14 protein-coding genes and 1 pseudogene are annotated in these 23,767 nt (G+C 30.0%); 4 read left to right on the forward strand and 11 right to left on the reverse strand.

Annotation, left to right across the window (positions count from 1 at the left end; all coding sequences use genetic code 11):
• Window positions 1-520: 520 nt before the first annotated feature.
• A pseudogene (locus HGI79_RS03910) lies at window positions 521-1,195 on the forward strand (ATP-binding cassette domain-containing protein); the annotation flags it as partial.
• 273 nt (window positions 1,196-1,468) lie between these two features.
• On the opposite strand, the gene HGI79_RS03915 reads toward HGI79_RS03910, so the two are convergent.
• The 4 genes from HGI79_RS03915 to surE all read right to left on the reverse strand — a co-directional run bounded on the left by HGI79_RS03915 (window position 1,469) and on the right by surE (window position 6,591).
• Window positions 1,469-1,960 (reverse strand): pyridoxamine 5'-phosphate oxidase family protein, encoded by a 492-nt coding sequence (locus tag HGI79_RS03915; RefSeq protein WP_185649357.1) that lies wholly within the window; start codon window positions 1,958-1,960, stop codon window positions 1,469-1,471.
• Window positions 1,961-2,045: 85 nt separating this feature from the next.
• A complete protein-coding gene (locus HGI79_RS03920; protein WP_185649358.1) occupies window positions 2,046-3,950 on the reverse strand; it encodes a serine/threonine-protein kinase in 1,905 nt (634 codons plus the stop codon).
• Window positions 3,951-4,186: 236 nt separating this feature from the next.
• Entirely contained in the window at window positions 4,187-5,407 is a 1,221-nt protein-coding gene (locus tag HGI79_RS03925) for an NAD(P)/FAD-dependent oxidoreductase (protein WP_185649359.1), read from the reverse strand.
• A gap of 416 nt (window positions 5,408-5,823) precedes the next feature.
• Complete coding sequence (gene surE, locus HGI79_RS03930; RefSeq protein ID WP_185649360.1) at window positions 5,824-6,591, reverse strand: 5'/3'-nucleotidase SurE; 768 nt, start codon at window positions 6,589-6,591, stop codon at window positions 5,824-5,826.
• A 194-nt stretch (window positions 6,592-6,785) separates the two neighbouring features.
• Between surE and HGI79_RS03935 the strand changes: the two genes are divergently transcribed.
• Window positions 6,786-6,995, forward strand: a complete 210-nt coding sequence (locus tag HGI79_RS03935; protein WP_207725701.1) for an alpha/beta-type small acid-soluble spore protein — start codon at window positions 6,786-6,788, stop codon at window positions 6,993-6,995.
• Between the two features lie 386 nt (window positions 6,996-7,381).
• A complete protein-coding gene (locus tag HGI79_RS03940; protein ID WP_185649361.1) occupies window positions 7,382-7,603 on the forward strand; it encodes an alpha/beta-type small acid-soluble spore protein in 222 nt (73 codons plus the stop codon).
• A gap of 320 nt (window positions 7,604-7,923) precedes the next feature.
• On the opposite strand, the gene addB is transcribed toward HGI79_RS03940, so the two are convergent.
• The 6 genes from addB to HGI79_RS03970 all read right to left on the reverse strand — a co-directional run bounded on the left by addB (window position 7,924) and on the right by HGI79_RS03970 (window position 20,069).
• Window positions 7,924-11,370 (reverse strand): helicase-exonuclease AddAB subunit AddB, encoded by a 3,447-nt coding sequence (addB, locus tag HGI79_RS03945; RefSeq protein ID WP_185649362.1) that lies wholly within the window; start codon window positions 11,368-11,370, stop codon window positions 7,924-7,926.
• A 689-nt stretch (window positions 11,371-12,059) separates the two neighbouring features.
• Window positions 12,060-14,504 carry a sugar phosphate nucleotidyltransferase gene (locus tag HGI79_RS03950; protein ID WP_185649363.1) on the reverse strand — a complete coding sequence of 815 codons (2,445 nt, stop codon included), beginning with the start codon at window positions 14,502-14,504 and terminating at the stop codon, window positions 12,060-12,062.
• A 24-nt stretch (window positions 14,505-14,528) separates the two neighbouring features.
• Window positions 14,529-16,343 carry a glycosyltransferase family 4 protein gene (locus HGI79_RS03955; protein WP_185649364.1) on the reverse strand — a complete coding sequence of 605 codons (1,815 nt, stop codon included), beginning with the start codon at window positions 16,341-16,343 and terminating at the stop codon, window positions 14,529-14,531.
• A 129-nt stretch (window positions 16,344-16,472) separates the two neighbouring features.
• Entirely contained in the window at window positions 16,473-18,080 is a 1,608-nt protein-coding gene (gene glgP / locus HGI79_RS03960) for an alpha-glucan family phosphorylase (protein ID WP_185649365.1), read from the reverse strand.
• A gap of 606 nt (window positions 18,081-18,686) precedes the next feature.
• The gene (locus tag HGI79_RS03965; protein ID WP_185649366.1) at window positions 18,687-19,628 is read right to left on the reverse strand and encodes an SPFH domain-containing protein; all 942 of its coding nucleotides are present in this window, start codon (window positions 19,626-19,628) and stop codon (window positions 18,687-18,689) included.
• A 15-nt stretch (window positions 19,629-19,643) separates the two neighbouring features.
• On the reverse strand, window positions 19,644-20,069 hold the full coding sequence (locus HGI79_RS03970) for an NfeD family protein (RefSeq protein WP_185649367.1): 426 nt from the start codon (window positions 20,067-20,069) through the stop codon (window positions 19,644-19,646).
• 573 nt (window positions 20,070-20,642) lie between these two features.
• On the opposite strand from HGI79_RS03970, the gene HGI79_RS03975 reads away from it, so the two are divergent.
• On the forward strand, window positions 20,643-22,562 hold the full coding sequence (locus HGI79_RS03975; protein ID WP_185649368.1) for an NAD(+) synthase: 1,920 nt from the start codon (window positions 20,643-20,645) through the stop codon (window positions 22,560-22,562).
• A 548-nt stretch (window positions 22,563-23,110) separates the two neighbouring features.
• On the opposite strand, the gene lepB is transcribed toward HGI79_RS03975, so the two are convergent.
• Entirely contained in the window at window positions 23,111-23,659 is a 549-nt protein-coding gene (gene lepB, locus HGI79_RS03980) for a signal peptidase I (protein WP_185649369.1), read from the reverse strand.
• Window positions 23,660-23,767: the final 108 nt, after the last annotated feature.

Genomic DNA, 23,767 nt, shown 5'->3' on the forward strand with positions numbered 1-23,767 from the left:
CAAAGCTCCTAAGATTTTCTAAAAACACTTCACTAAGACTGATAAAAAAGTTTTTAAATGTGCCTTCAGTTTTGGCATCATATTCCTACGTATAAGTTAAATTTAAGCTATGGGTATCTATACAGAAATCCTCAATAGAAACTAAGCACGGAAGGGAGAATTACTAATGGTTTATGAGCTAGATAATATGAAGCTAAGTGAATTATTTGAAAAATACCCTTACATAGAAGAGTTTTTTTCTTCCTATGGAGTAAATCTAAATAAGATGAAAGATTTAAACCTTGATGAGTTTATTAATTCATTAGATGAAGATATTTTTCTAAATTTAGGTATAGAAAAAGAGGCTCTGTTACCTCATCTAGAAGATATAATTTGTAACATGGAAAAAATGAAAGAAAGTTTATCTCATAAAATTCAGAGTATTACCATAATAGGGGGACATACCAAAAATGGCATACCTGAAGATATAAATATAACTTTTAAACCCGGAGATATTATTTGTATAGTAGGTCCTACTGGTTCTGGAAAAAGCCGACTTCTTGGAGATATTGAATGGATAGCACAAAAAGATACTCCTACTGGTAGACAAATACTTATCAATAATGAAGTTCCTGATGAATCAATGAGATTCTCTATGGAAAATAAGTTAGTAGCTCAACTTTCACAAAATATGAATTTTATTTTGGACATGACTGTGGAAGAGTTTATAACCATGCATGCAGAAAGTAGAATGATCTCCAATATAAAAGATACTGTAAATTTAATTATTGAACAAGCCAATGAGTTATCTGGTGAAAAATTTGTTAAAGCTACACCAGTTACTGCTCTTAGTGGTGGTCAATCTAGAGCTTTAATGATTGCAGATACTGCTTATTTAAGTTCTTCACCAATTGTGCTAATTGATGAAATTGAAAATGCAGGTATTGATCGTAAGAAAGCATTGGATCTTCTAATTAAGAAAGAAAAAATAGTACTTATGTCCACACATGATCCAATTTTAGCACTAATGGGTAATACACGATTAGTTTTAAAAAATGGTGGCATTAGTAATGTGCTTAATACAACTGATTTAGAGAAAGAAAACCTACGAATTATTCAGCATTTTGATGAAAAGTTTCTTCAACTAAGAGACTTTTTACGTCATGGTAAATCAATAGATTTTGATTTAGATAAATTTTTTACAGATAATTTCTAATAATATCATTTATTATGATAACACTTTATAGGTTAACTTTTACCTTAATTAGCAATTATAAAATTTTCATTAAATATAAAATGAGAACTGTTAGTTCTCATTTTACATTTATTAACTATTTCAATATTCCTAGCCGGTATCCCATAATACCTACTGCATAGCACGGCTGTCTGAAAATAAAATTAATTTCAGTACAAATCCTATTTTTATATGAATTATTACAAGTCTTTTATAAATTTTGATTTTTGAGACATCCTTTTTACTTTTTAAGTTTTAATGAGCTACAAGTATTTTCTCTTCTTTAATAACAACTTGATCATTTCTTAGAATTTGCTTAGTTCTATTTCCAGTACTTAAAGAATCTAAATATACTATTTCATCTGGGTGGATTTTTATTACTTTTATTTTATCCTTCTCCTGAATCATGATGTTTTTGTCTGGACAGTATTCTTTTGCCTCATCAAATAGTGAAGAATTTTCTACACTTGTTGACGCCTTCCCAAAAACTTGCACTCCTTTTATTTGTCTATAGCTTATATACTCGGTATTTACTAATAGACATACATTAGGATTTTCTTTTATGGCATCAAATTTGTCTCCACCAGCAGATATAATGTATATATCCAAATTATTTCCCATGAAATATTGCACCGGACTGCTACGTGGAATACCTTTAATACAAGTAGCAAGTGAGCCACTTTTATACTCCTTTAAAAATTCCACGATATGACGCTTTAATTCAGAAGGTACCATCTTTGTATTCATTCAATTCATCTCCCTATTAATTTTAAAATTTCATAATTAGTATTTTAAATTTTTAGGGATACTATTCATGACTAATTAAGTCATCCTATTGTACCTTTACTATAAGATTTATATCTTTACTTTCTGGTAAGTTTATTTCGTTGATCTTTGCTTTTAATATAATTTGAGATGTATTAATATTAAAGTTACTAAAGCTCGTTTTTACATTTTGTAACGTTGTTTTCGGAGGAATTTTAGATATATCTGTGGAGTTATCTAAATTTACTTTAGTATATTCACCTTTATCATTAACTAAATAAGTACTTTCTTTATTTTTTATTTCAAAGGTCTTACTTGTGCTATTCTCAATAGAACAATATGTGCTTATATTATTCCCCTTAACCTCAATATATTGGAGGGTAACTTTAAAGTTTCCGCTATATATTCCGCACATAGCAAATGGATTTAGTTTATAAGCCACATCCTGCACAACATTGCTTTCTTTTGAATCTTCTTTGTCATCATCTTTATCATCATGCTTGCCATCGTGTTTGCTATTCCCCTTGTTTTTTCCGTTTCCCTTAGTTTTACTTTTATCATTATTATTGTAATTTCCTGATAGTAATATTGGTGAATTTTTATTTAAAATTCCTTCTACAATTATTGCCTTATCCTCAGCTTCATTTTTTAAAATTGTTCCATTCTTATTGATTTCATCACTATTTTTATCTTTATTTACGTTATTTTTTTCACTATCACTGCTTGTATTATTATTTTTACTAGCATTATTCTCAGTGTTAACATTATTACTTACAGGCTGTTCTTTCTTATCATACCCCGTAAAAATATAAGCTGTAATTGCAACAAATAGCATTAGAACTGCCACATATATTAATTTCTTGCTTAAAATTTTTTTATGTTTTTTTTCCTTTAAAGAATCCTTTTTTAATATGTTCTCTTTAATATTACTATTATCAGTTTTATTTATGTTAAACTTAGTCTCAGTCCCACTATCCTCATTGGTTAAGTTATCTATACCTTTTGTACCCGTTAAATCATTCTTAACTGAATTATATAAAGTCTTAGTAGCTCCATTATCTTTTTTACTTTTTAAATTTCTGCTTATGTAATCTATAGAAACTGACTTAAACACATTGGTATTTTCGTTACTATTTATTATTAAAGTTTCTTCCCAATTTTTATTGCTATCTTTATCAGTAACTGTATTAGTATGATTATGAAAAACTTGTTGTAAATTTTGTTGCAGCTGTATTATAGAACTATACCTGTCACTTACATCAATTTGCATACATCTCTGTACTATATTCTTTAAGCTGTTGTCCACACTATATTCATAGCCGTCATCCTTCAAAGGATCTAATAAACTTTTGGGAGCTTTTTTAGTAATCATATAATAAATAACTGCACCTAATCCATATATATCTGTTTGTATACAAGTCTGTCCTCTTCCATACTGTTCTGGTGCAGCATAACCTTTTGATCCCATATAAATAGTATCGCTGTCCTTATTTTGCTTGTATACTCTAGATATACCAAAATCTATTAATACAACTTTACCTAATGGAGTTATCATAATATTAGAAGGCTTCAAATCTCTATATATAATTGGAGGATTAAAACTATGCAAATATGAAACTATATCACAAATATTTAATGCAATGCTGCAAATTTCATCAGGCTCTATAACATCTTTTCTCTTTATAAAATCTTCTAGAGTTTCTCCTTCTATATAATCTTCTACCATATATAAATTATAATTTTCATGAAAAATATCTACTACTCTTGGAATTCCAGTGTGACTCAAATTTTTCAATATATTTGGCTCTGCTAAAAAGTTAATACTATCTTGTACTTCTTTTTTAACTTCCTTTATTGCCCAAAGGTTTTCTAATCTTAAATTTTTGCATAAGTATACAGCACTCATGCCTCCTTGTCCAAGAGTTTTAATTACTTCATACTTTCCATCTAGAATATGTCCACTTTTTAACATCAGTCCACCTCTTATATTACTCCTACTATATTTTATCCGATGACTACCATCTCTGATACTCCTATCTGATTCAAGTTTCACTTTATCTATAAAAAAACACATAAAAAATGTGTTACTATTATATATACGTACCATAATTAATGAGTAAGGGGGTACGATAAGATAGCTTTGAAAATAATAATCCACATATGAATATTTACACTGAATAACATATGTGGATTATTATATAGTTATGTTTACTTTTTATTTCTTATTATATCAACTAGCTCATCTATATATACATTATCAAAATTAATACCCTCTAACTCTAATCTTTCCTCTATAGCTTTCTTTATAACTTGAGATCCTTTAATACTGCCAATTATTACAGCTCCATTAATCTTATTATCTTTTATAAAGATTTTCTTATAGGAATTATTTTCACCGTCATCCTCAACTATTACATTGGATGCATCACTATCCTGAACATTTCCCATAGAAAATAAGGATATATTAAATGCATTCATGGTTGTAACAGGGGTAATAGACTTGTATATACTTTCTTTACCTACTATATTATATCCTGCTGTGTTTCCTTGACTTATTGCTATGTTCCATAAACCATAAACTCTATTTTCATATTCAACTATATCTCCTGCTGCATAAATATCCTTTACACTAGTTTCCATTTTTTCATTTACTAGTATTCCCTTATTAGCTGCTATACTTGTTTCTCTTATTATATCAATATTAGGTTTGATTCCTATGGAATATGTAATCATATCACAGGGAGTAAAATCTCCATTACCATTTAGTATTCCCTCTATTTTATTTTCTGCAGCACATATTCCTTTAATTTCGTTGTTTAATATAATGTCTACACCTTGAGCTTCCACTGACTTTTTTAGTATGCTAGAAGCTCTTTCATCTAACTGTTTTGGCATAAGTCTAGGTAATATTTCTGATATAATTACCTTCTTACCTAATTGACATAAAACCCATGCTAACTCTAATGATAGAATACCTCCTCCAATACTTAGTATGGTATTACCATGTTTAGCTGTATCTACCATTTTTCTTGCATCTTCTAAAGTTCTTAAAGTAAGCATACTTTTTCTATTATCATTATCTATAGGTGGAGCTATGTTGCTAGATCCGTTAGCTAATAATAATTTTGAATAATTTTCTTTATGTCCATTTAAAAATGTTACTTCTTTTTCTTCTGTATTAATAGATATGGCTTTTGCATTTAGATTAATATCTATGTTATTTTCTTCATACCATTGTTTTTTTTGAAGCAGCATTTTATCCTCTTCTAAGGAACCTAAAAGTCCTTTAGATAACTTTAATCTGCTATATGGATAAAACTTTTCTTCTCCAAAAACTTTTATTTCAATTTCTTTGTCCACTTCTCTAATGGCTTTTATAGCACTTATAGCTGCTATTCCGTTTCCTATGATTACAATTTTTTCTCTCATTTTCCCATCTCCTATCAAATAAAAATTGAATGTGGAAGCTTTTTTAGATATCCTCGCCCGAAATTTAAGTTATACGTAGGGATATATTACCAATGTTGAAGTCACATTTAAATATTTTTTTTATTAGTCTTAGTGAAAATTTGAGAAAAAATCTTAGAGCTTTAGATATGTTTGAGCATAGCGAGTTTATCAAAGTTCTTAGATTTTTCTCAAGTTTGAACTTTAGACTAATTAAAAATATTTAACGTGACGAAACATGGTAATATATCCTGGAGTATAACTTAAATTTCAGGCATGGTTATCTATAAAACTAAGTTTATTTTAATAATTATAATACTACTTTACTTTTATTTCCATTATTTTTTATAAAATATAGTTAATTCCTCTTTACACAAGCTCCCACAACCTAAAATAGTTTAAGGATTAAACATGTTACTTACTTGTTCTAGAATAAGAAAATTTGTTAAATCATAGTGTAGTGGAGTTAAAGTTACATATCCTCTCTTTACATAATATATATCTGTATCTTCACAGTCCTGATCTTCTAGTTCAGCTTCTAGCTTAAATCTTTTTTTCCCTATATCTTCACTGTTTTCAATCTTTTCAATAAAACTATTTTTATATACTCTACTTCCAATCTTACAAACTTTAATTCCCTTAATTTCTTCTTGTGGAATTAAGGGTACATTCACATTAAGTACAACATCATCCCCTATCTCTTTATTCTTAACTATTCGCAATACTTCAGCTGCATATTTTGCTGCTGTTTCATATTTCTCTTCCTCTTTTTTAATTTCTACTGATATAGCTAAAGATGGAATTTTGTAAATGGCTGACTCAATAGCTGCTGAAACCGTTCCTGAGTAAATAACATCTGTTCCCAAATTAAATCCACTGTTAATACCCGATACTACCATATCAATTTTCTCTTCTGATAGCTTATCTAGAGCTATTCTCACACAGTCAGCTGGTGTTCCATTTATACTGTAAGCTTTACCATTTATACCTTGAAGTTTTACTTCTTCAACCTCTATAGGTGTTGTAAGAGTTATAGAATGCCCACATGCGCTCCTTTGAGAACATGGAGCTGCTATAATTATATTATGCTCTTTTTCAAGTTCCTTTGCTAATTCATATAATCCTTTAGCATTAATTCCATCATCATTAGTCAATAATAACCTCATATCTTGCCCTCCATATTTCTTATAAATTTTTTATTTATTATTAATCTGGATTAAAAGGTATCTATATATAATTATATTAGCTTTAATTATAATATTTGTAATAATCCTCATAGAATACAAAAATAATTAATGCAAACTATATTTATAGATACCAATACTATAAATATTTTTTTATAACAGAGGAGGTATTCATATTGAGCAGCAAACAAGGTCCAATAATTCCACAAAGCCAAGATAATCTTAGCAAGCTTAAGGAAGAAGTATCTACTGAGCTTGGAGTGGAAGTTCCTCATGCTTCTGGCAATAAGCTCTGGGGATATGTTCCTGCATCAAGATGTGGTACTGTTGGTGGTAATATGGTAAAAAAGATGATTGAAAGCTTTGAAAAAAATCTTATAAAGTAATTTAAACATGCCCGAAATTTAACTTATACTCCGGGGGATATTACCATGTTTCGTCACGTTAAATATTTTTAATTAGTCTAAAGCTCAAACTTAAGCAGAGAGCCAAAATCTGTGATTTTGTGCGAATCGCTTACTCCTCTGACTATAAGGAAGAGGAGTTTCATAAAAATCTAAGAACTTTGATAAACTCGCTACGCTCAAACATATCTAAAGTTCTAAGATTTTTTATCAAGTTTTCGCTAAGACTAATAAAAAAAATATTTAAATGTGACTTCAACATTGGTAATCTCCCCCTACGCATAAGTTAAATTTAAGTTATGCTTATCTAAATAACTATTAAAATTGACTTTTTATATACTTATAAGGAAGGGTGGTAAAAATACATTATGGGAAATAAAGAGATATATACTAATTATGAAAGTAAACTTAAGAATGCAAAAACTAAAACAGAATTGGCTAAAGAATTAGGTATTGATACCCCTAAAGATGGATATTGGGGCAATATGTCTTCTAGAGTATGTGGTACTGTTGGCGGGGCTATAGGTGGAAATTTTGTAAAAGCCGCTGTAGAAAGTTTTGAAAGAGAACTTGCTAATAAATCAAAGTGATATAAAGTTATATCCTACTCTAATTATTTACTAAAATATTTTTCTTTAAATTATAATTTTTATATATAATTTTAATCACACAAAACTATATTTTTCATATACTAAATATATAAGATATTAGTTTATAAACATCTCAAAACTAATATGCATTATAATAACTTTGAATTCTTCAATATAATATAGATTAAATTTACCCCCATTTAACTTTTACAAACTTTCCCTATCACCTCCAAACTTTAAGTACCATTTATGGTTGCTTAAAAAACATTTAAGCAATCTAGCCTGCAGTTCCTTAAGGAGCTACAGGCTAGATTACTTTTTTACTCAGAAACCTTTTCTTGAATTTCTTTCCATATTTCTTCATCTGATTTATCTTTCAGTACTTTATATCTGTTATCCTTCATGGAAGTATCAAACTGACAAATAGATGAATATATGCAGTATTCACATGAATCCTTATTCTTTTTCTTAGAAGGTCTTATATCTATATTACCTTCCAACATTTCCTCACACAATTTTTCCACGGTATCTCTTACATATTTTCTAAGAAGCTGAAATTGTTCTAAGGTTGCCACAGAAGACTGTGCCTCTGACAATGTTCCATCTTTTTTCATGGTTGCAGGAATAATATCAGAACTTTTCTCTATCTCACTATCCATTTCCTTTATTATACTAGGATCATTTAACAGAAGACCATTCATCCTAAGACTTTTTGTTATCCTTTCTTCTATTTCCTTATCAGACATTTCTCCTTTTCCTTTTATAATAGGGTCATCTAATTTAAAATAAAGAATTCCAGCGGGTAAAGCCTCAATATCTATTCTTCCTTCCAATTCATAAAGCATTGCATCTAAGTATATTAATAGCTGTATTTGAAAACCATAGTATACATCTGACAACTTAAATTCTTTAGTTCCTGATTTATAATCTACTATTCTTAAGTAGGAAGTACTTTCTTCATTCAGTCTGTCTACTCTATCTACTCTTCCTATTAAGCTTACATTTTCACCAGAGTGGAGCTGTATTGATATTGGAGGAAAATCCCCTGAATTACCAAAGCTTAATTCATAACCAGATGGATTAAACCCTCCTCTTTTTATATGTTCGGTAATAAGCCAAACAGATCTTGTAAGAACCCTTTTTAAATTTGTGGTAACGTGACCATATTTCTTAGAACTATTAAGTATAGAGCCTGGTACTTTTTCTAAGGTTTTATCAACTATATCTGATACATTTTTCTCACACCATTCTTTATCTATATCTCTCCAACTCAAATTTTTTTCTTTAATACTCATAGAAAAATCCTGTAATATATTATGCATAAAACTTCCTAAATCTGGTGCACTTAAATTATAAATCTTTCTATCTTTAGCCTTAAGACCATATTGAACAAAATATGCAAAAGGACATTCTACAAACTTTTCAAGTCTAGATACACTCATATACATATGTCTTCCGTAAAGCTCTCTAACTTTTTTTGTATCCATAATTTCAGCCTTATTAGTATAATTAAAAGCCCTTAATACAGTATCTAACTTGTCATTCCAGTTTTCATCATTCTTATACCACCTATATACATCAAGCCATAGATCATTTATGCACTGATCTTCTTTATTTCTCTTTATATTGCTAATAAACTCATTAAAGGTGGCTTTAGGTCTAGAAATATCCTCTATATTTTCTTCATATCCATTATTTATAACATTACTTTTTTCAATTATTTCTGGGAAAATCTTTTTAATTCTAGATATTATGATAGATGGTCTTTTAGCTTTTCCTTCTTCATCAGCCATTGGATAACTTATTCTCAAATATTTACTCACAATAGTTAGGGTAGTATACACTAAAAATTGTTCCTCAAAGGCCCTACTTCTTGTATCCTTTGCTATTTCTAGACCTCTTTCTTTCAAGCTTTCTCTATCTCCATCTGTTAAAATTCCTTCTGGTGGAATTACTGCTGGAAAAACACCATCGTTAGCTCCAATGATATATAGTGCACTTACATCATGGCTCTTTAATCTTGTAACGCTGCCTACAAGCACTTGATCTAGAGCTGGAGGAATTACCCCAATTTCATATTCTCCAAAACCTGTAGATAATATCTTAGCAAAGGTATCCATACTTAAATTTTCATTACCTATAGTTTCTACTATTTGATCTAAAGTTTCTACTACAATATCCCATATCTGAGTGTATTCATTAGCTTTGTCAAGTTCACCTGAGGCTTTAAACTTATCTAATAAGCTTTGAATTTTTTCAGGTATTTTTACTTCGCAAAGAAACTTATATAATTCTTCGCACATTTGTAATGCATTTTTTCTTCCTTTAGTAGCTATAGACAAATTTAAAAGGGGCTCCTTTATTTTTTGTCTTACCTGATCTATTCTATCTAAAATACTTTGCTCATCTTCTAATATTTCATCTTCATTGAATTCATAATTTATTCTAAAATTCCACTTTTTATCTTCAATCCACTTTTTGCCTCTTATACCGTTAGCTAACACATAATTTTCTATTATATCTATTTCTTCTCTATGTAAATCTAAAAGCCCAGTCTTTAGATATCTAAACATACACTCATAAGACCAATTCTTAGATAATATTTCTACCGCAGAAACTATTAAAGTTATTATAGGGTTATCTGTTATTTTTCTTTTTTTGTCAATAAAATATGGTATGTCATACTCTGCAAAAACCGCTCTGATTAAATTCTCATAACCCTCTAAATCCCCACTTACTACTGCAATATCTCTAAATCTGAATTCCTTATCTCTGCATATTGTAACTATATCTCTAGCTGTTTGCTCTATTTCCTCATATTTATTAAGTGCTTTAAAAATATGTAAATTATCTATACTTTCCCTATAAGCTTTATATGGATATGCAAATAAATAATGTTGAAGATGCTGCAATTCTTTACTGTCCTTAAATCTATAGCAAGGATCACACTTTAGCCCAATAGGTTTATCATATCCTATGTTATTTGCTTCCATGATTTCTAAAAGTTTTTTTTCTGTATTCTTAACTGGTAAAAATATATCAGTGTTATCTGTGTCGCATTCCCCACTTAAGCAATCTGTGCATAAAGTTACATTTACCTTCTTAGCTTTTTTCATAAGCTTTTCTAAAACTACATATTGTTGAGGAGTGAAATTTGAAAACTCATCCACCCAAATCTCTGCTTCATCAAATACATGACATTTGTCAATTTTCTCAGACAGTATAGCTAAATCATCTTCGGTATCTATATAATTATTATGAAGCTTTTTTTCAAACTCTGAAAAAATTAAAATCACATCTTCAATTTTATTTTTTAAATTTTCATTTTCTATTCTATCCAAAGTACTTTTAAGTGTTTCCACTGTAACATTATAACGCTTTAACTCTGTTATAATATTAGACACTGTGCTTACAAATCCATTCTTTTTCGCTGCTTTTCCAAAAACCTTAAACTTATCTTTATTTTCATCCATTATTTTATAGATAAGCATGCTTCTTCCTGCGTCATTTAAATGAGGTCTTGTAATCCCTCCAACTTCATTACAAACAGTATATGCCATTCTTCTAAAGCTAAAAACCTTAGCCCTAAGCATACTTTCCTCTCCTACAACTTTTATAAGATTCTTTTCAGCCTGGAAAGAAAACTGCTCCGGAACTAATAATATTAAGGGATTGCTGCAATCCTCATCTATTCTCTTTTTTATTGCATTTAAACAATAGTGACTCTTGCCACTACCTGCTCTTCCAAATATAAATCTTAAACTCATAGTTTTCATACCTTCTTTGCAAGTATCTTTATATGTTATAAATGCACACTTGAAATTTAAGTTATACTCCGGAATATGCTGCCAAACTTCGGCGCGTTAAAAACTTTTAATCAGTCTAAAGTTTTTAAATGTGCCATCAGTTTTGGCAGCATATTCCTACGTATAGCTTAAATTTCAAGTGTGGACCCATATATAAAATCAAATCGCGAACTTTACATAATTACTCTATATTCATTTTACAAGTTTCCAACTCTATTTAATATTATAACACTAATAAAACAAAAAGCAGAACACTGTTATCAATGTTCTACTTACTATATATTTTGACTCAAAACTCTATTTATACAAAGGGACATGTCATTATAACTAAAAGTATATTCAAAATTATTTAACGCGCTAAATCAATGAAAATGTACTTCTAAATATATGCCAAGTTTCAGGCTCAAAATTTAACTTATACGTAGTGATATGTTATCCATACTGAAGTCAAATTTAAATACTTTTCTAATGAGTCTTGGTGAGGTATTTGAGAAAAATCTTAGAACTTTAGATATGTTTGAGCATAGCGAGTTTATCAAAGTTCTTAGATTTTTCTCAAATCCGAACCTTAGACTCATTAAAAAGTATTTAACCTGATGAAGTATGGATAACATATCACGGAGTATAAGTTGAATTTTCACCTAAACCCTCTAGTCTTCAACAGTTATAGCTTCAATTCTCTTTAACAAGTCGTCTGTAAGTTTTTTTAAATCATCGGAATCTCTAGATTCTGCATAAACTCTGCAAAGAGGTTCATCTGCATCTGGTAAAACTAGAGCCCATCCATCATTGAAATTTAACTTAACCCCTTCAATTAAATCTACTGATTTAGAGTCATTCTCTTCAATGAGATTTCTCATAACTTTACCCTTCATATTCCATGGGCATTTTATTTCTGTCTTTGTAACATAGTATCTTGGAATTTGAGCCATTATATTTGAAAGCGGCAAGTTACTTGTTGCCATAAGATTAAGAGTTAAAGCACATACACTTACCGCATCTATAGTCATTAGATAAGCGCTAACCATATCTCTCCTACAAAGTGCAGTTTCATTTTTTAAATATGCATCTAAAATAGCATTTTGTGAAGTTTTAGTTCTTATAAATTTAGAACCACACATTTCAGCTATCTTTTCCATTGTGGAAGATGCAGTTACTGGCACAACTAGAGTTTTTATGTTATTCGATTTTAACATAACAAGAGCATTTAAAGCATCATATAATTCATCTTTAATTGCATTTCCTTTTTCATCTATAAATATTGCACCTTCGCACTCATCATCAATTCTAATACCTAAATTTGCGCTATTTTCTATTACTTCCTTTTTCATACCTTGTATATCATTGAACTCATGGTGAATTTTAACACTTATTTTAAGCTCGTGGAACAAAGTCTCTACAATTTTTAATACCATTGGGTTTTTTGCACTTAACACTACTTTATACTTCTGACTTCTTATATTATGAACACCTAGTTCATTTAATAGCTGTCTCACATTATATTCGATACATTTATCCATATGTTCTATCTTTTTAAAGGTATCAGTTTTAACCCTTCTAAAGTCTTCCCTTATGAAACTATTTTCAATTTTACGCTCTAAATTCTTGTCTATGTCAAGTCCATTTTCATCCATAAACAATATGTTAACTTTTTCTGGAATATCTTCATCTATAGATACATGAATACTTCCATGTACTCCAAAGAATAGAGTGGATTGTCTTGCATAAGCTCTTGGTAGTCTTCCCAAATCTAAAACATTTACTCCCATAGATAAAAGCCCTGTAGCAAGAGAATACTTAAACATCTGAGCGGCCCCATTATCGGAACAACTGATAGCAACCTTTGAATCTGGTTTCAAAATCGATCCATATGCTGATCCTAATCTAGAAACAAACTCTGGAGTTATATCTACATTCACTTCTCCTCTTATACCTTTTTTACCAAACAAAGATTTAGAGAATTTTCCCTTCCATATCATGTTTGTTTTTACTACAGAACTAGCATCTATAATTTTACTCGGCCATATTTTAATACCTGGCTTAATTATAGCTCTTTCTCTTACTAGTGTATCGTCACCTACGGCTGCTTCTTCAAATACAGATGCTTTTGATTCTAGCTGCACTTTTTTACACAAAACTGCTCCTCTAACAGCTGCATTATCTCCTATATAGCAGTTATTGAAAAGAACACTTCTTTTTATAGTAGCACCATTAGATATTATGTTATTTCTTCCAAGAACAGAATATGGTCCAATTTCTGCATCATCATATATCTTAGTTCCGCTACCTATATAAACTGGAGCTGCTATATATGCATTTTCACTTATTTCACAATCTTTTCCTACCCATATACCGTCTTTATATTTATCGCCTTTAATATTTACCTTTACTAAGCTTTTCAATATATCAAAATGACATCTTATATATTGTTCAATATTACCAATATCGCACCAGTAGCCCTCTGCTACATAGCCAAACATAGGTTTTTTATCATGTAGGAGCATAGGAAATAAATCATTACTAAAATCAAACTTTTGATTTTTTTCGTAATAGGAGAATATTTCTGGTTCTAACAAATATATTCCTGTATTAACTTTATCACTAAATACTTCGCTCCAACTCGGTTTTTCCAAGAATCCAGAAACTCTTCCATCATTATCTGTTACAACAACTCCAAATTCTAAAGGTACAGGTACTTCCTTTAAAACTAATGTTGCTATAGACTGCTTCTTCTTATGATATGCAATAGCTTTTGATAAATCTATATCTGTTAAAGCATCTCCACTTATAACTATAAAACTGTCATCTAAAAAACCTTCTGCATTTTTCACGCTGCCTGCAGTTCCTAACGGAGATTCTTCTATAAAATATCTTATATTAACCCCAAAATCTTTTCCATCCCCAAAGTAATTTATTATTTCATCTGGTAAGTATTGTAGTGTAACCCCTATATCAGTTATTCCATTCTCTTTTAATAGTTCCACTGCATATTCCATAACCGGTTTATCCATTATGGGCATCATTGGTTTTGGTATATTACATGTTAATGGTCTTAATCTTGTTCCTTCTCCCCCAGCCATTATTATAGCTTTCATAAATTCCATCCCCTTTTCTAAAATTTACTTAATTTTTTTAGCGGTTACTCTTTTTCTTCTTCCTGGCTTTACTTCAATTTTTCCAGTAACATTTATACTAGCACTACCCGCTTCTATAGCTAGAGATTTTACCTTGCTTTTATGTTCTTCATGTACATCTTCCTTTGCGTCTAATACACTGCTATCAGTTTTATCCCCATCTGTAACATTGCACTCTTTTTCATCATTTGTTATTTCTTTAGATTCAATTTCATCACTTGTTATTTCTCTAGATTCAGTTAAAAGTTCAATTTTTACATTTTTTTCTATATCATCTGTTATCAGTTCTTTGTTTTCTAAAATATAATCAGAAGTTTCTATGGTTTTAGCTGCAATATTGTCTACAGTACATTTGTTAACATCTATCTTAGACTTAAATTCTTTAGTTAAATCCTGAATTACTTTATCATTAAGTTCAATTCGCAAATCTTCCTCTACCTTAGATTTCAATTTATCTGCTAACTCGCTTTGAACTTTATCTGTTAATTTTTCCTCTAACTCTTTTTCAACACTATACTTAAGCTCTGATCTGAGATTTTCTATTACTTGCTCTTCAAGTTCATTTCTTAGCTGATTTTTCATCTCTTCTCTAATTTGTCTATGCTCCTTAATCTCCCACTCAGTGCCTTTCGCTTCCGTCTTAACTAGTTCATACATATTGCTGGTGATTTCTGCTACCTTCTCCCAAGTATATTTAGCATAAATGGTATTTATTGCATTTTCTTTTACAGTTCTAGCAAGGTTATCATTAAACAACAATTCGCTTACATTATCTATAATACTTTCAGTAGATCCTGCTACAGCCTTTAAGCCATTGCCTCTATGTTCAATTATTTCATTAAATCCACCTGTGTTAGATACCACTACTGGACACCCTGCTGCCATTGCTTCTAAGGCCACTATGCCAAATGGTTCATACAATGATGGAAACACTGCTACATTAGCTACTCTATATAATTTATCCCTGGTTTCATCATTCATATATCCAGTGAATAAAAACTTAGATTCTAAACTTCTTTCTCTTACTTTGTTCTTCAATTCCTCAGTCATTGGTCCTGTTCCTGCTATAACAAACTTAGTATCATTATATCTATTTACTATTTCCTGTGACGCATCCACAAGAACATGAATTCCCTTTTCAAATACATGTCTTCCGATATAGAAAACAATTTTTTCATTGTCCTTCGCAAAATTTCTTCTAAAGTTTATCCAATCAAATCCAAAAGTAAACTTTTCTGGATCTACTCCATTAGGTATAACCCAAATCTTTTCCCAAGGAGATTCAAATAACTCGTTAACCTGTTGTCTCATATAATTACTGCATGCTACAACTTTCCAAGCCTCATAAGTTAGTACCCATTCTGTTGAGGAAATATATCTTTGTATATCGGTTTTTATACCACGGTTTCTTCCGTGCTCTGTAGCATGTATAGTTGCTACCATAGGAATTTTGAAAGACCACTTTAAACTTTTTGCTGCAAAAGCGGAAAGCCAATCATGGGCATGTATTAGATCAAACTTTTCACTATTTGTAATGATTCTTGTTGCTTCTTCTATCATAGAAAAATTTAGATGCATAACCCATTTTGTAAAGTCATCAGTGTATACTTTATAAGGTGTTACTCTATGTACAATAACCCCGTAATTATTTTCTTCTATCGGTGCTGCACCTTCTTCACACGTAACAACATGTACTTCATGTCCCATCCTACTTAAAGCACGGGACAGATAAAAAACGTGATTTGATAACCCCCCTATATTTTTAGGCGGGTATTCCCATGAAAGCATTAGTATCCTCATTTTTACCTCTCCTTTTATTCCTACTAAGAGTTAGTTAGTATAGGAACTGAAACATACTGAAAAGCTTAGTTTCAATTCCTAACTCTTAATACATGATAAATTTATTAAAATTTAGTAATTATTTAACACCTATTTATATAACTTTTCATAGTATTCTTTTACCATTCTATCAGCAGAATATCTTTCTATAATTCCATTTATAGAAGCAACCATCATCTCATTCCATTTTTTCTTATTATCATAATAGGTTTTTAATACTTTATTAAAGAGAACATCATAAAGACTATCTGCATCATGTCTATCCTGTACTTGTATGTTATCTGTTACAAAGCCTCCTCCTATTTGCCAGCCTGTTACTTCATCCCAACATGCTTCTGGCCACCATCCATCTAATGTACTTAAGTTTAAAACTCCATTTATAGCAGCCTTCATCCCAGAGGTTCCGCAAGCTTCTTTTGTAACTCTTGGATTATTCAACCAAACATCTACTCCTCTTGTAAGAAGTTTGGCTTTTTCCATGTTGTAGTTATCTAAAAACACTACAGATTTCGGGTACTTCTCTTGTATGCTTAATATATGCTTTATTATTTCTTTTCCTGTAAAATCTAAAGGATGGGCCTTTGTAGAGATTATAATTTGAATATCTCCTCTTTCTAAAAATGATCGAATCTTATATTCATCTGTAAATATCAAGTTTCCTCTTTTATATGGAGCAGCTCTTCTGGCAAATCCAATCAGAAGTTTATCTTTATCTAACTTAACATCATTTTGCTCATAAATATAATCTATAAGTTCTTGTTTATTTTTCTCATGAAGCTGCCATAAATCTTGGCCATTTTTATAAGCTTCTATTATACTTTTATCTCCCCAAGTATTTATATGAACTCCATTTGTTATACTTATTATTTCACTTCTTCTATCAATATTTTTCCACATATCGTTAGCGATTTTTCCATGAAGTACAGAAACTGCATTAGATTTTCTTGATAACCTAAGTCCTGCAGCAGTCATATTAAAAGGATCCCCACCTATTTCTCTAATTAAGTTTTTATCTAAATCATTAAAAGCTCCCATGTACTCTAAAATATTTAATCCATGAAACTCATTTCCTTCAAGCACAGGAGTATGAGTAGTAAATACAATTTGGTTTCTAGTTTCGTCCCAGGCATGGTGAAGATTATATCCCCTATATTTCTTTTCTCTTATAAGTTCAAGTCCGGCAAATACCGCATGTCCTTCATTAAAATGGTATACATCTACATTCTTATTTAGAGCTCTTATAGCCCTAATCCCTCCAATGCCGAGTATCATTTCTTGAGCTATTCTTTCTTCTTCAAACCATCCATATAGCTGTCCAGTTATCCATCTATCAGCATTTTCTGGTAAGTCAGTATCTAGAAGGTAGAGGTCAGAATTATTAAAGCAATCGGCTTTCCACACTTTACAAAATACATCTCTACCCCTAATTTTAACACTTACCTTTACACCTGTATCTTGTAGGAAATCGTACTCATTATTATAAAACGAATCTACGATTCTACCCTTTTCATCAATTTGTTGCTCTACATATCCTTGTTTCCATTTGATTCCTATGCCTATAACTGGTAAATTGTTATCTTTAGCAGCCTTTAGAAAATCTCCTGCCAGTATTCCCAGCCCTCCAGCATAAGTTTTAAAGCTTGAATCTAGCCCAAATTCCATACTAAAATATGCAACCTTAGGTTCATTATTCTGCATATTTACAACCTCTCCTTCTCCTACTAAAAAGCATTAATCTTTACCATTTTTTTCTAGCCCCATAAACTATTATAATTAATATATTTATAAAATCAACCTTTTTTACGATAATTTTATTAAAATTTATTAAATTTAATTGTTACACTAAAATAAGCTTATATTATGCTGTATATCTCTATTTTTCTCTAAATTCCTTCGCATAATATTCCATTTTATTTAAAATTAATTATTCTAAGTTATTTTATTTTGTTATTTCTGGTCGTATATTAATATTTTTTGACATGTATATTTTATAAATTAAATTGTATGTCATTTTTTTTAATTATTTTCATTCATTTTTCAGAACAATTACTATTAATTAAAAATTTATATTTTATCTTAAAATTATTATTTATTTTCCTTTAGTTTACCTTACTAGTTAGCATTGCTTTAATTATATGCTCATAATTAAGGTTATATTCCTTAGTATTATACTTATTAAAGTTTTTATTGATATTAGAATTTTATAATCAGTAAAAATAAAGGGCAGAAAACCCATATAGAGGATTTTCTGCCCTGAAAACTAAAAATATTTGTAACATAATAAAATATATTCAAAAATAAATTTTACTTGGATCCTTTAAGCATTTCTGCTACCGCTGCAATGCTTCCCAATGATGATAAAGTTTCATTTGGAAGTATAAGTTTATTAGCTGGATTTTTAGCCATTTCTTGTAGAGCTTCTACTTGTTTTAATGCTATGACAGTCTCATTAGTACCAGATTCTATTATAGCCTTGTTAACTTTATCTATAGCTCTTGCTTGAGCTTCTGCAATAGCTTCGATGGCATTAGCTTTACCTTCAGCCTCAAGTAATTGTGATTGTTTTAACCCTTCTGCACGTCTTATATTTGCTTCTTTCTCAGCTTCAGCTTGTAATATTTTAGCTTGTCTTTCACCTTCAGCTCTTGCAATTTCACTTTGTTTTTGTCCTTCTGCTTGAAGAATAACTGCTCTCTTATCTCTTTCTGCTTTCATTTGTTTTTCCATAGCTTGTTGTATTTCTGCTGGTGGAATTATGTTTTTAATTTCAACAGAAAGAATTTTAAGTCCATAAGCATCAGTAATATCATCTACTAACTTTAAAAGTTCCCCGTTAATCTTGTCTCTGCCTGATAAAACTTCATCCAAAGTCATATTACCTACAATGTTTCTCATGTTAGTAATTGTAGAATAAATTATACCTGATTGATAACTTTCTATATTATAAATAGCATCCTTTGGATTCATAACTCTATAAAATATTACGTTATCTATGGATATTTTAACATTGTCACTGGTTATAACACTTTGAGGCTCTATGTCTAATATTTGTTGTTTTGTAGAAACCTTTTGTCTAACAAAATCAGCAAAAGGAATTAAGAAATGCCAACCTGGTTGCAATGTTCTATGAAACTGCCCTAACCTCTCCACTATGCTTACATACCCAGTATTAACTACCTTTATAGATGACATAACTCCAACTATTAAAATAACAAATATAAATAAAATTAAAATTGTACCAATCATAATATATTTCTCCTTCTAAACTTTTTTAATAATTATTTTGTTTCCCTTAATATTTATAATCCTAATTTTATCTCCTTTTTGTATCATAGGTCCTTCGTTTATTAACTTCCAATATACTCCATCAACTTTAATAGAATTTGTTTCTAAGATTTCTTCTGTTATTGTAAATTCCTTACCAATGTATGTTTTTTCTCTAGTTGGTATAGGGTTTACAGACTTTTTTATAGTTTTCTTTACTATAGGATATCCTAAAGCCATACATATTGCACTGATACCAATAAAACTTACAGTCTGTACTACAAAGGACATACCTAGTATTTCAGCAACTATAGCTCCTATAGCTCCTACAGTAAACCATACAAATAAAAATGAACTTGTAATAATATCGACAACTAATGCAATAACGCCTATAATCAACCATAAAATAAGAGAACTTGACATATACCCTCTCCCCCTCTCAAATAAATAATAATCCTATAATATTATTCATATGCTTAATAAAATACTCTGTGAAACCATGTTATAATAATACAGCATGTACTGAAATATATAAAGGTTGATTTTTGTTTATATACGGTATTTGATATCATTTTAAGCAATTCTAGATAACTCTAAAGGTGCTATCTAACCTTTTCTTTGTTTTTAACATTATTTCTAAATAATTTACTAAATGTATTGGTAATCTAATAAAAAAATTATCAAATACTTATTTGACAATTTTTTATTATACATCGATAATTATAAATAAAATAATAGCTTTATATAAATTTTTGATACAATATAATATATATTAAAAAATATTGTCTATTATCGAAGTTTTACTTTGTTTTATTAATGTATAGATACCCACAACTTAAATTTAACTTATACGTAGGAATATGATGCCAAAACTGATGGCACTTTTAAAAAGTTTTTAATGTGCCGAAGTTTGGCAGCATATTCGGTCGTATAAGTTAAATTTCGGGCATGGTTATCTATAAAGTTCAACTTATGCTTAATGAAGGGAATGGTAAAATGTCCAATAATAATTTTATTAGAGTATCAGCTGCCTGCCCTGTAACTAACGTAGCTGACATAGAATTTAACTTAAAAAATATAAAAGAATGCATCAATAAAGCTATAGAACAAGATTCAAAATTTGTAGTTTTTCCTGAACTCTGCATAACTTCATACACTTGTGGTGACCTTTTTGAACAGCAGCTTTTGCTTGAACGTTCTGAGGAAGCTCTGGAGAGTTTGTGTGAGTTTTCTAAGAATAAAGATATTCTTATAGCTGTAGGTTCACCACTTACATATAATTATTGCTTATATAACTGTGCATATATAATTTTTGATGGTAGCATTCTTGGAATAGTTCCAAAAAGCTACATTCCTAACTACACTGAGTTTTATGAAAAAAGATGGTTTACGGAAGGTATTGGAATAATAAATAAGAAGATAGATTTGTATTTTCAGAAGGAAATTCCCTTTGGAACTAACTTATTATTTACCAGTGGTGATTTTAGATTTGCTTTTGAAGTGTGCGAGGATCTTTGGACCGTAATACCTCCAAGCAGTTATTTGACATTGATGGGAGCTAATATTATAGGGAATCTATCTGCATCCAATGAAATTGTTAGTAAATCGGATTACAGAAAAAGTCTAGTTTCTACACAAAGTGCTAGATGTATATGTTCATATGTATATTCCTCCTGTGGAGTCTTTGAGTCATCAACAGATTTAGTATTTAGTGGTGATTTAATTATAGGAGAAAACGGTACTTTATTAAACTATAATAAGAGATTTCAAAGAGAGAATGAAGTCATAACCTCTGTTGTAGATGTTGGAAAATTAAATAATGAACGATTAAAAAATCTAAGCTTTAGAGATATGGTAAAACTTTTACCCTTTGAAGCTTATGAACTAAAGTTCCAATTTAAAGATTCTAGCTTAACTATCTTTGATAGATATGTAGATAAACATCCTTTTGTTCCTTCTGACGAAAATCAAAGAGAGCTTCGCTGCAAAGAAATCTTTAATATACAGACTGCTGCTCTTGCTAAAAGAATAACTCACACTGGTATAAAAAAGGCAGTGGTGGGTATATCCGGTGGATTAGATTCTACACTAGCTCTTTTAGTTATGATAAAAACTTTTCATATGCTTGGTATTTCTAGTAAAAATATAATTACTGTAACTATGCCTGGTTTCGGAACTACAGATAGGACCTATAATAATGCAGTTAACCTTTGTAAAAACCTAAATACAGATCTTAGAGAAATAGATATCGTTCCTGCTTGCCTTCAACATTTTAAGGATATAGGTCATGATGTAGAAAAACATGATGTGACTTATGAAAATGTTCAAGCAAGAGAAAGAACTCAAATTCTTATGGATATATCTAACAAAGAAGGCGGATTGTTAATTGGTACCGGTGATTTATCAGAATTAGCTTTAGGTTGGGCTACATATAATGGAGATCATATGTCTATGTATTCCGTTAACTGTTCTATTCCTAAAACTTTAGTAAGATATCTAGTAAAATATGTAGCACAAAAAGAGGTTGAAAATGAAATATCCAATATATTAATGGATATTCTTGATACTCCTGTAAGCCCTGAACTTTTACCAAAGGATAAAGAAGGAAACATTACACAAAAAACTGAGGATATAGTTGGACCATATGAACTACATGATTTCTTCTTATATAACTTTGTAAGAAATGGATCTAAACCTGAAAAAATATTATTTTTAGCAAAACATGCTTTTAAAGATGATTATGATGAGGAAACTATAAAAAAATGGCTTAATATATTTATAAAAAGATTTTTCTCTCAACAATTTAAGCGATCTGCTTTGCCTGACGGACCTAAAGTTGGTACTATAAGTCTTTCTCCTAGAGGTGACTGGAGAATGCCATCTGACGCTAGCTGGAATCTTTGGCAGGATATATAGTGCTTGGCCTAGAACTTCATCTACCCCCAAGGATATATTAGCATTTCTTCGGCACCATAAATACTTTTTTATGAGTCTAAAGCTCAGATTTTAGAAAAAACTAAGAACCTAGATAAACTCGCTCCGCTCAAACATATCTTGGTTCTAAGTTTTTTCTAAAATACTTCGCTAAGACTCATTAACAAAGTATTTAAATGTGCCTTCAGAACTGCTAATATATCCCTAGCTTTATACAAAGATAAGAGGTTGCAACCATGTAAGATTTCGCAGTAAAAATTTAACTTATACGCAGGAACATGCTGCCAAAACTGATGGCACATTTAAAAACCTTTTTATCAGTCTTAGTGAAGTGTTTTTTGAAAATCTTAGAAACTTTGATATGTTTGAGGTACGAGTTTATCAAAGATTCTTAGATTTTCAAAAACACGAACTTTAGACTGATTAAAATGTTTTTAACGTGCCGAAGTTTGGCAGCATATTCCGGAGTATAAGTTAAATTTTTACTGCAGGTATTTAAGTAAATAAAAAGCCTAGATTATCTCTAAGCTCTAAAATATTTTCATACTATTAAAAGGAAAAACTCTAACGATAGCATGACCTTTTAAATTTTTTACATCAATAGGTCCTAACATTCTACTATCTTTACTGTTAGTTCTGTTATCTCCTAGCACAAATACATGTCCTTTAGGAACCACATATTTATTTTTATTTGATAATGCTTCGGTAACAGTATTAGGTGCTAAATAAGTTTCTTCTAAGACATTGCCGTTTAAGTAAACGTGGCTATTCTTTATCTCTACTGTATCACCTTCTACACCTATAACTCTCTTTATATAATAATCTCCATTAACATTTTTAGAGTCAAATACAACTATTTGGCCTCTTTTAATGTTATTTGTTTCTGTACTAATTTTCTCAATAAAAAGTACATCATTATTATGTAATGTAGGTTGCATAGATGGACCGTCTACATTTGCTCTAGCTAATACATAAGTATGAAAAACTAATGCTATTATAACAGCTACAATTATAGATACTCCATACTCTCTTATTTCTTTAAGTATATTAGTATTTATACTATTTTTACTGTTATCCATATAATCACCTCATAAAATTTAACTTAGAAAAATTAATAGCACTGGTATTCCACCAATAACTCGTTAAAAAAGAAACTTTATATAAGTTTAAGTTTAAGTTTATTTACA

The sequence above is a fragment of the Clostridium sp. DJ247 genome (assembly GCF_014231265.1).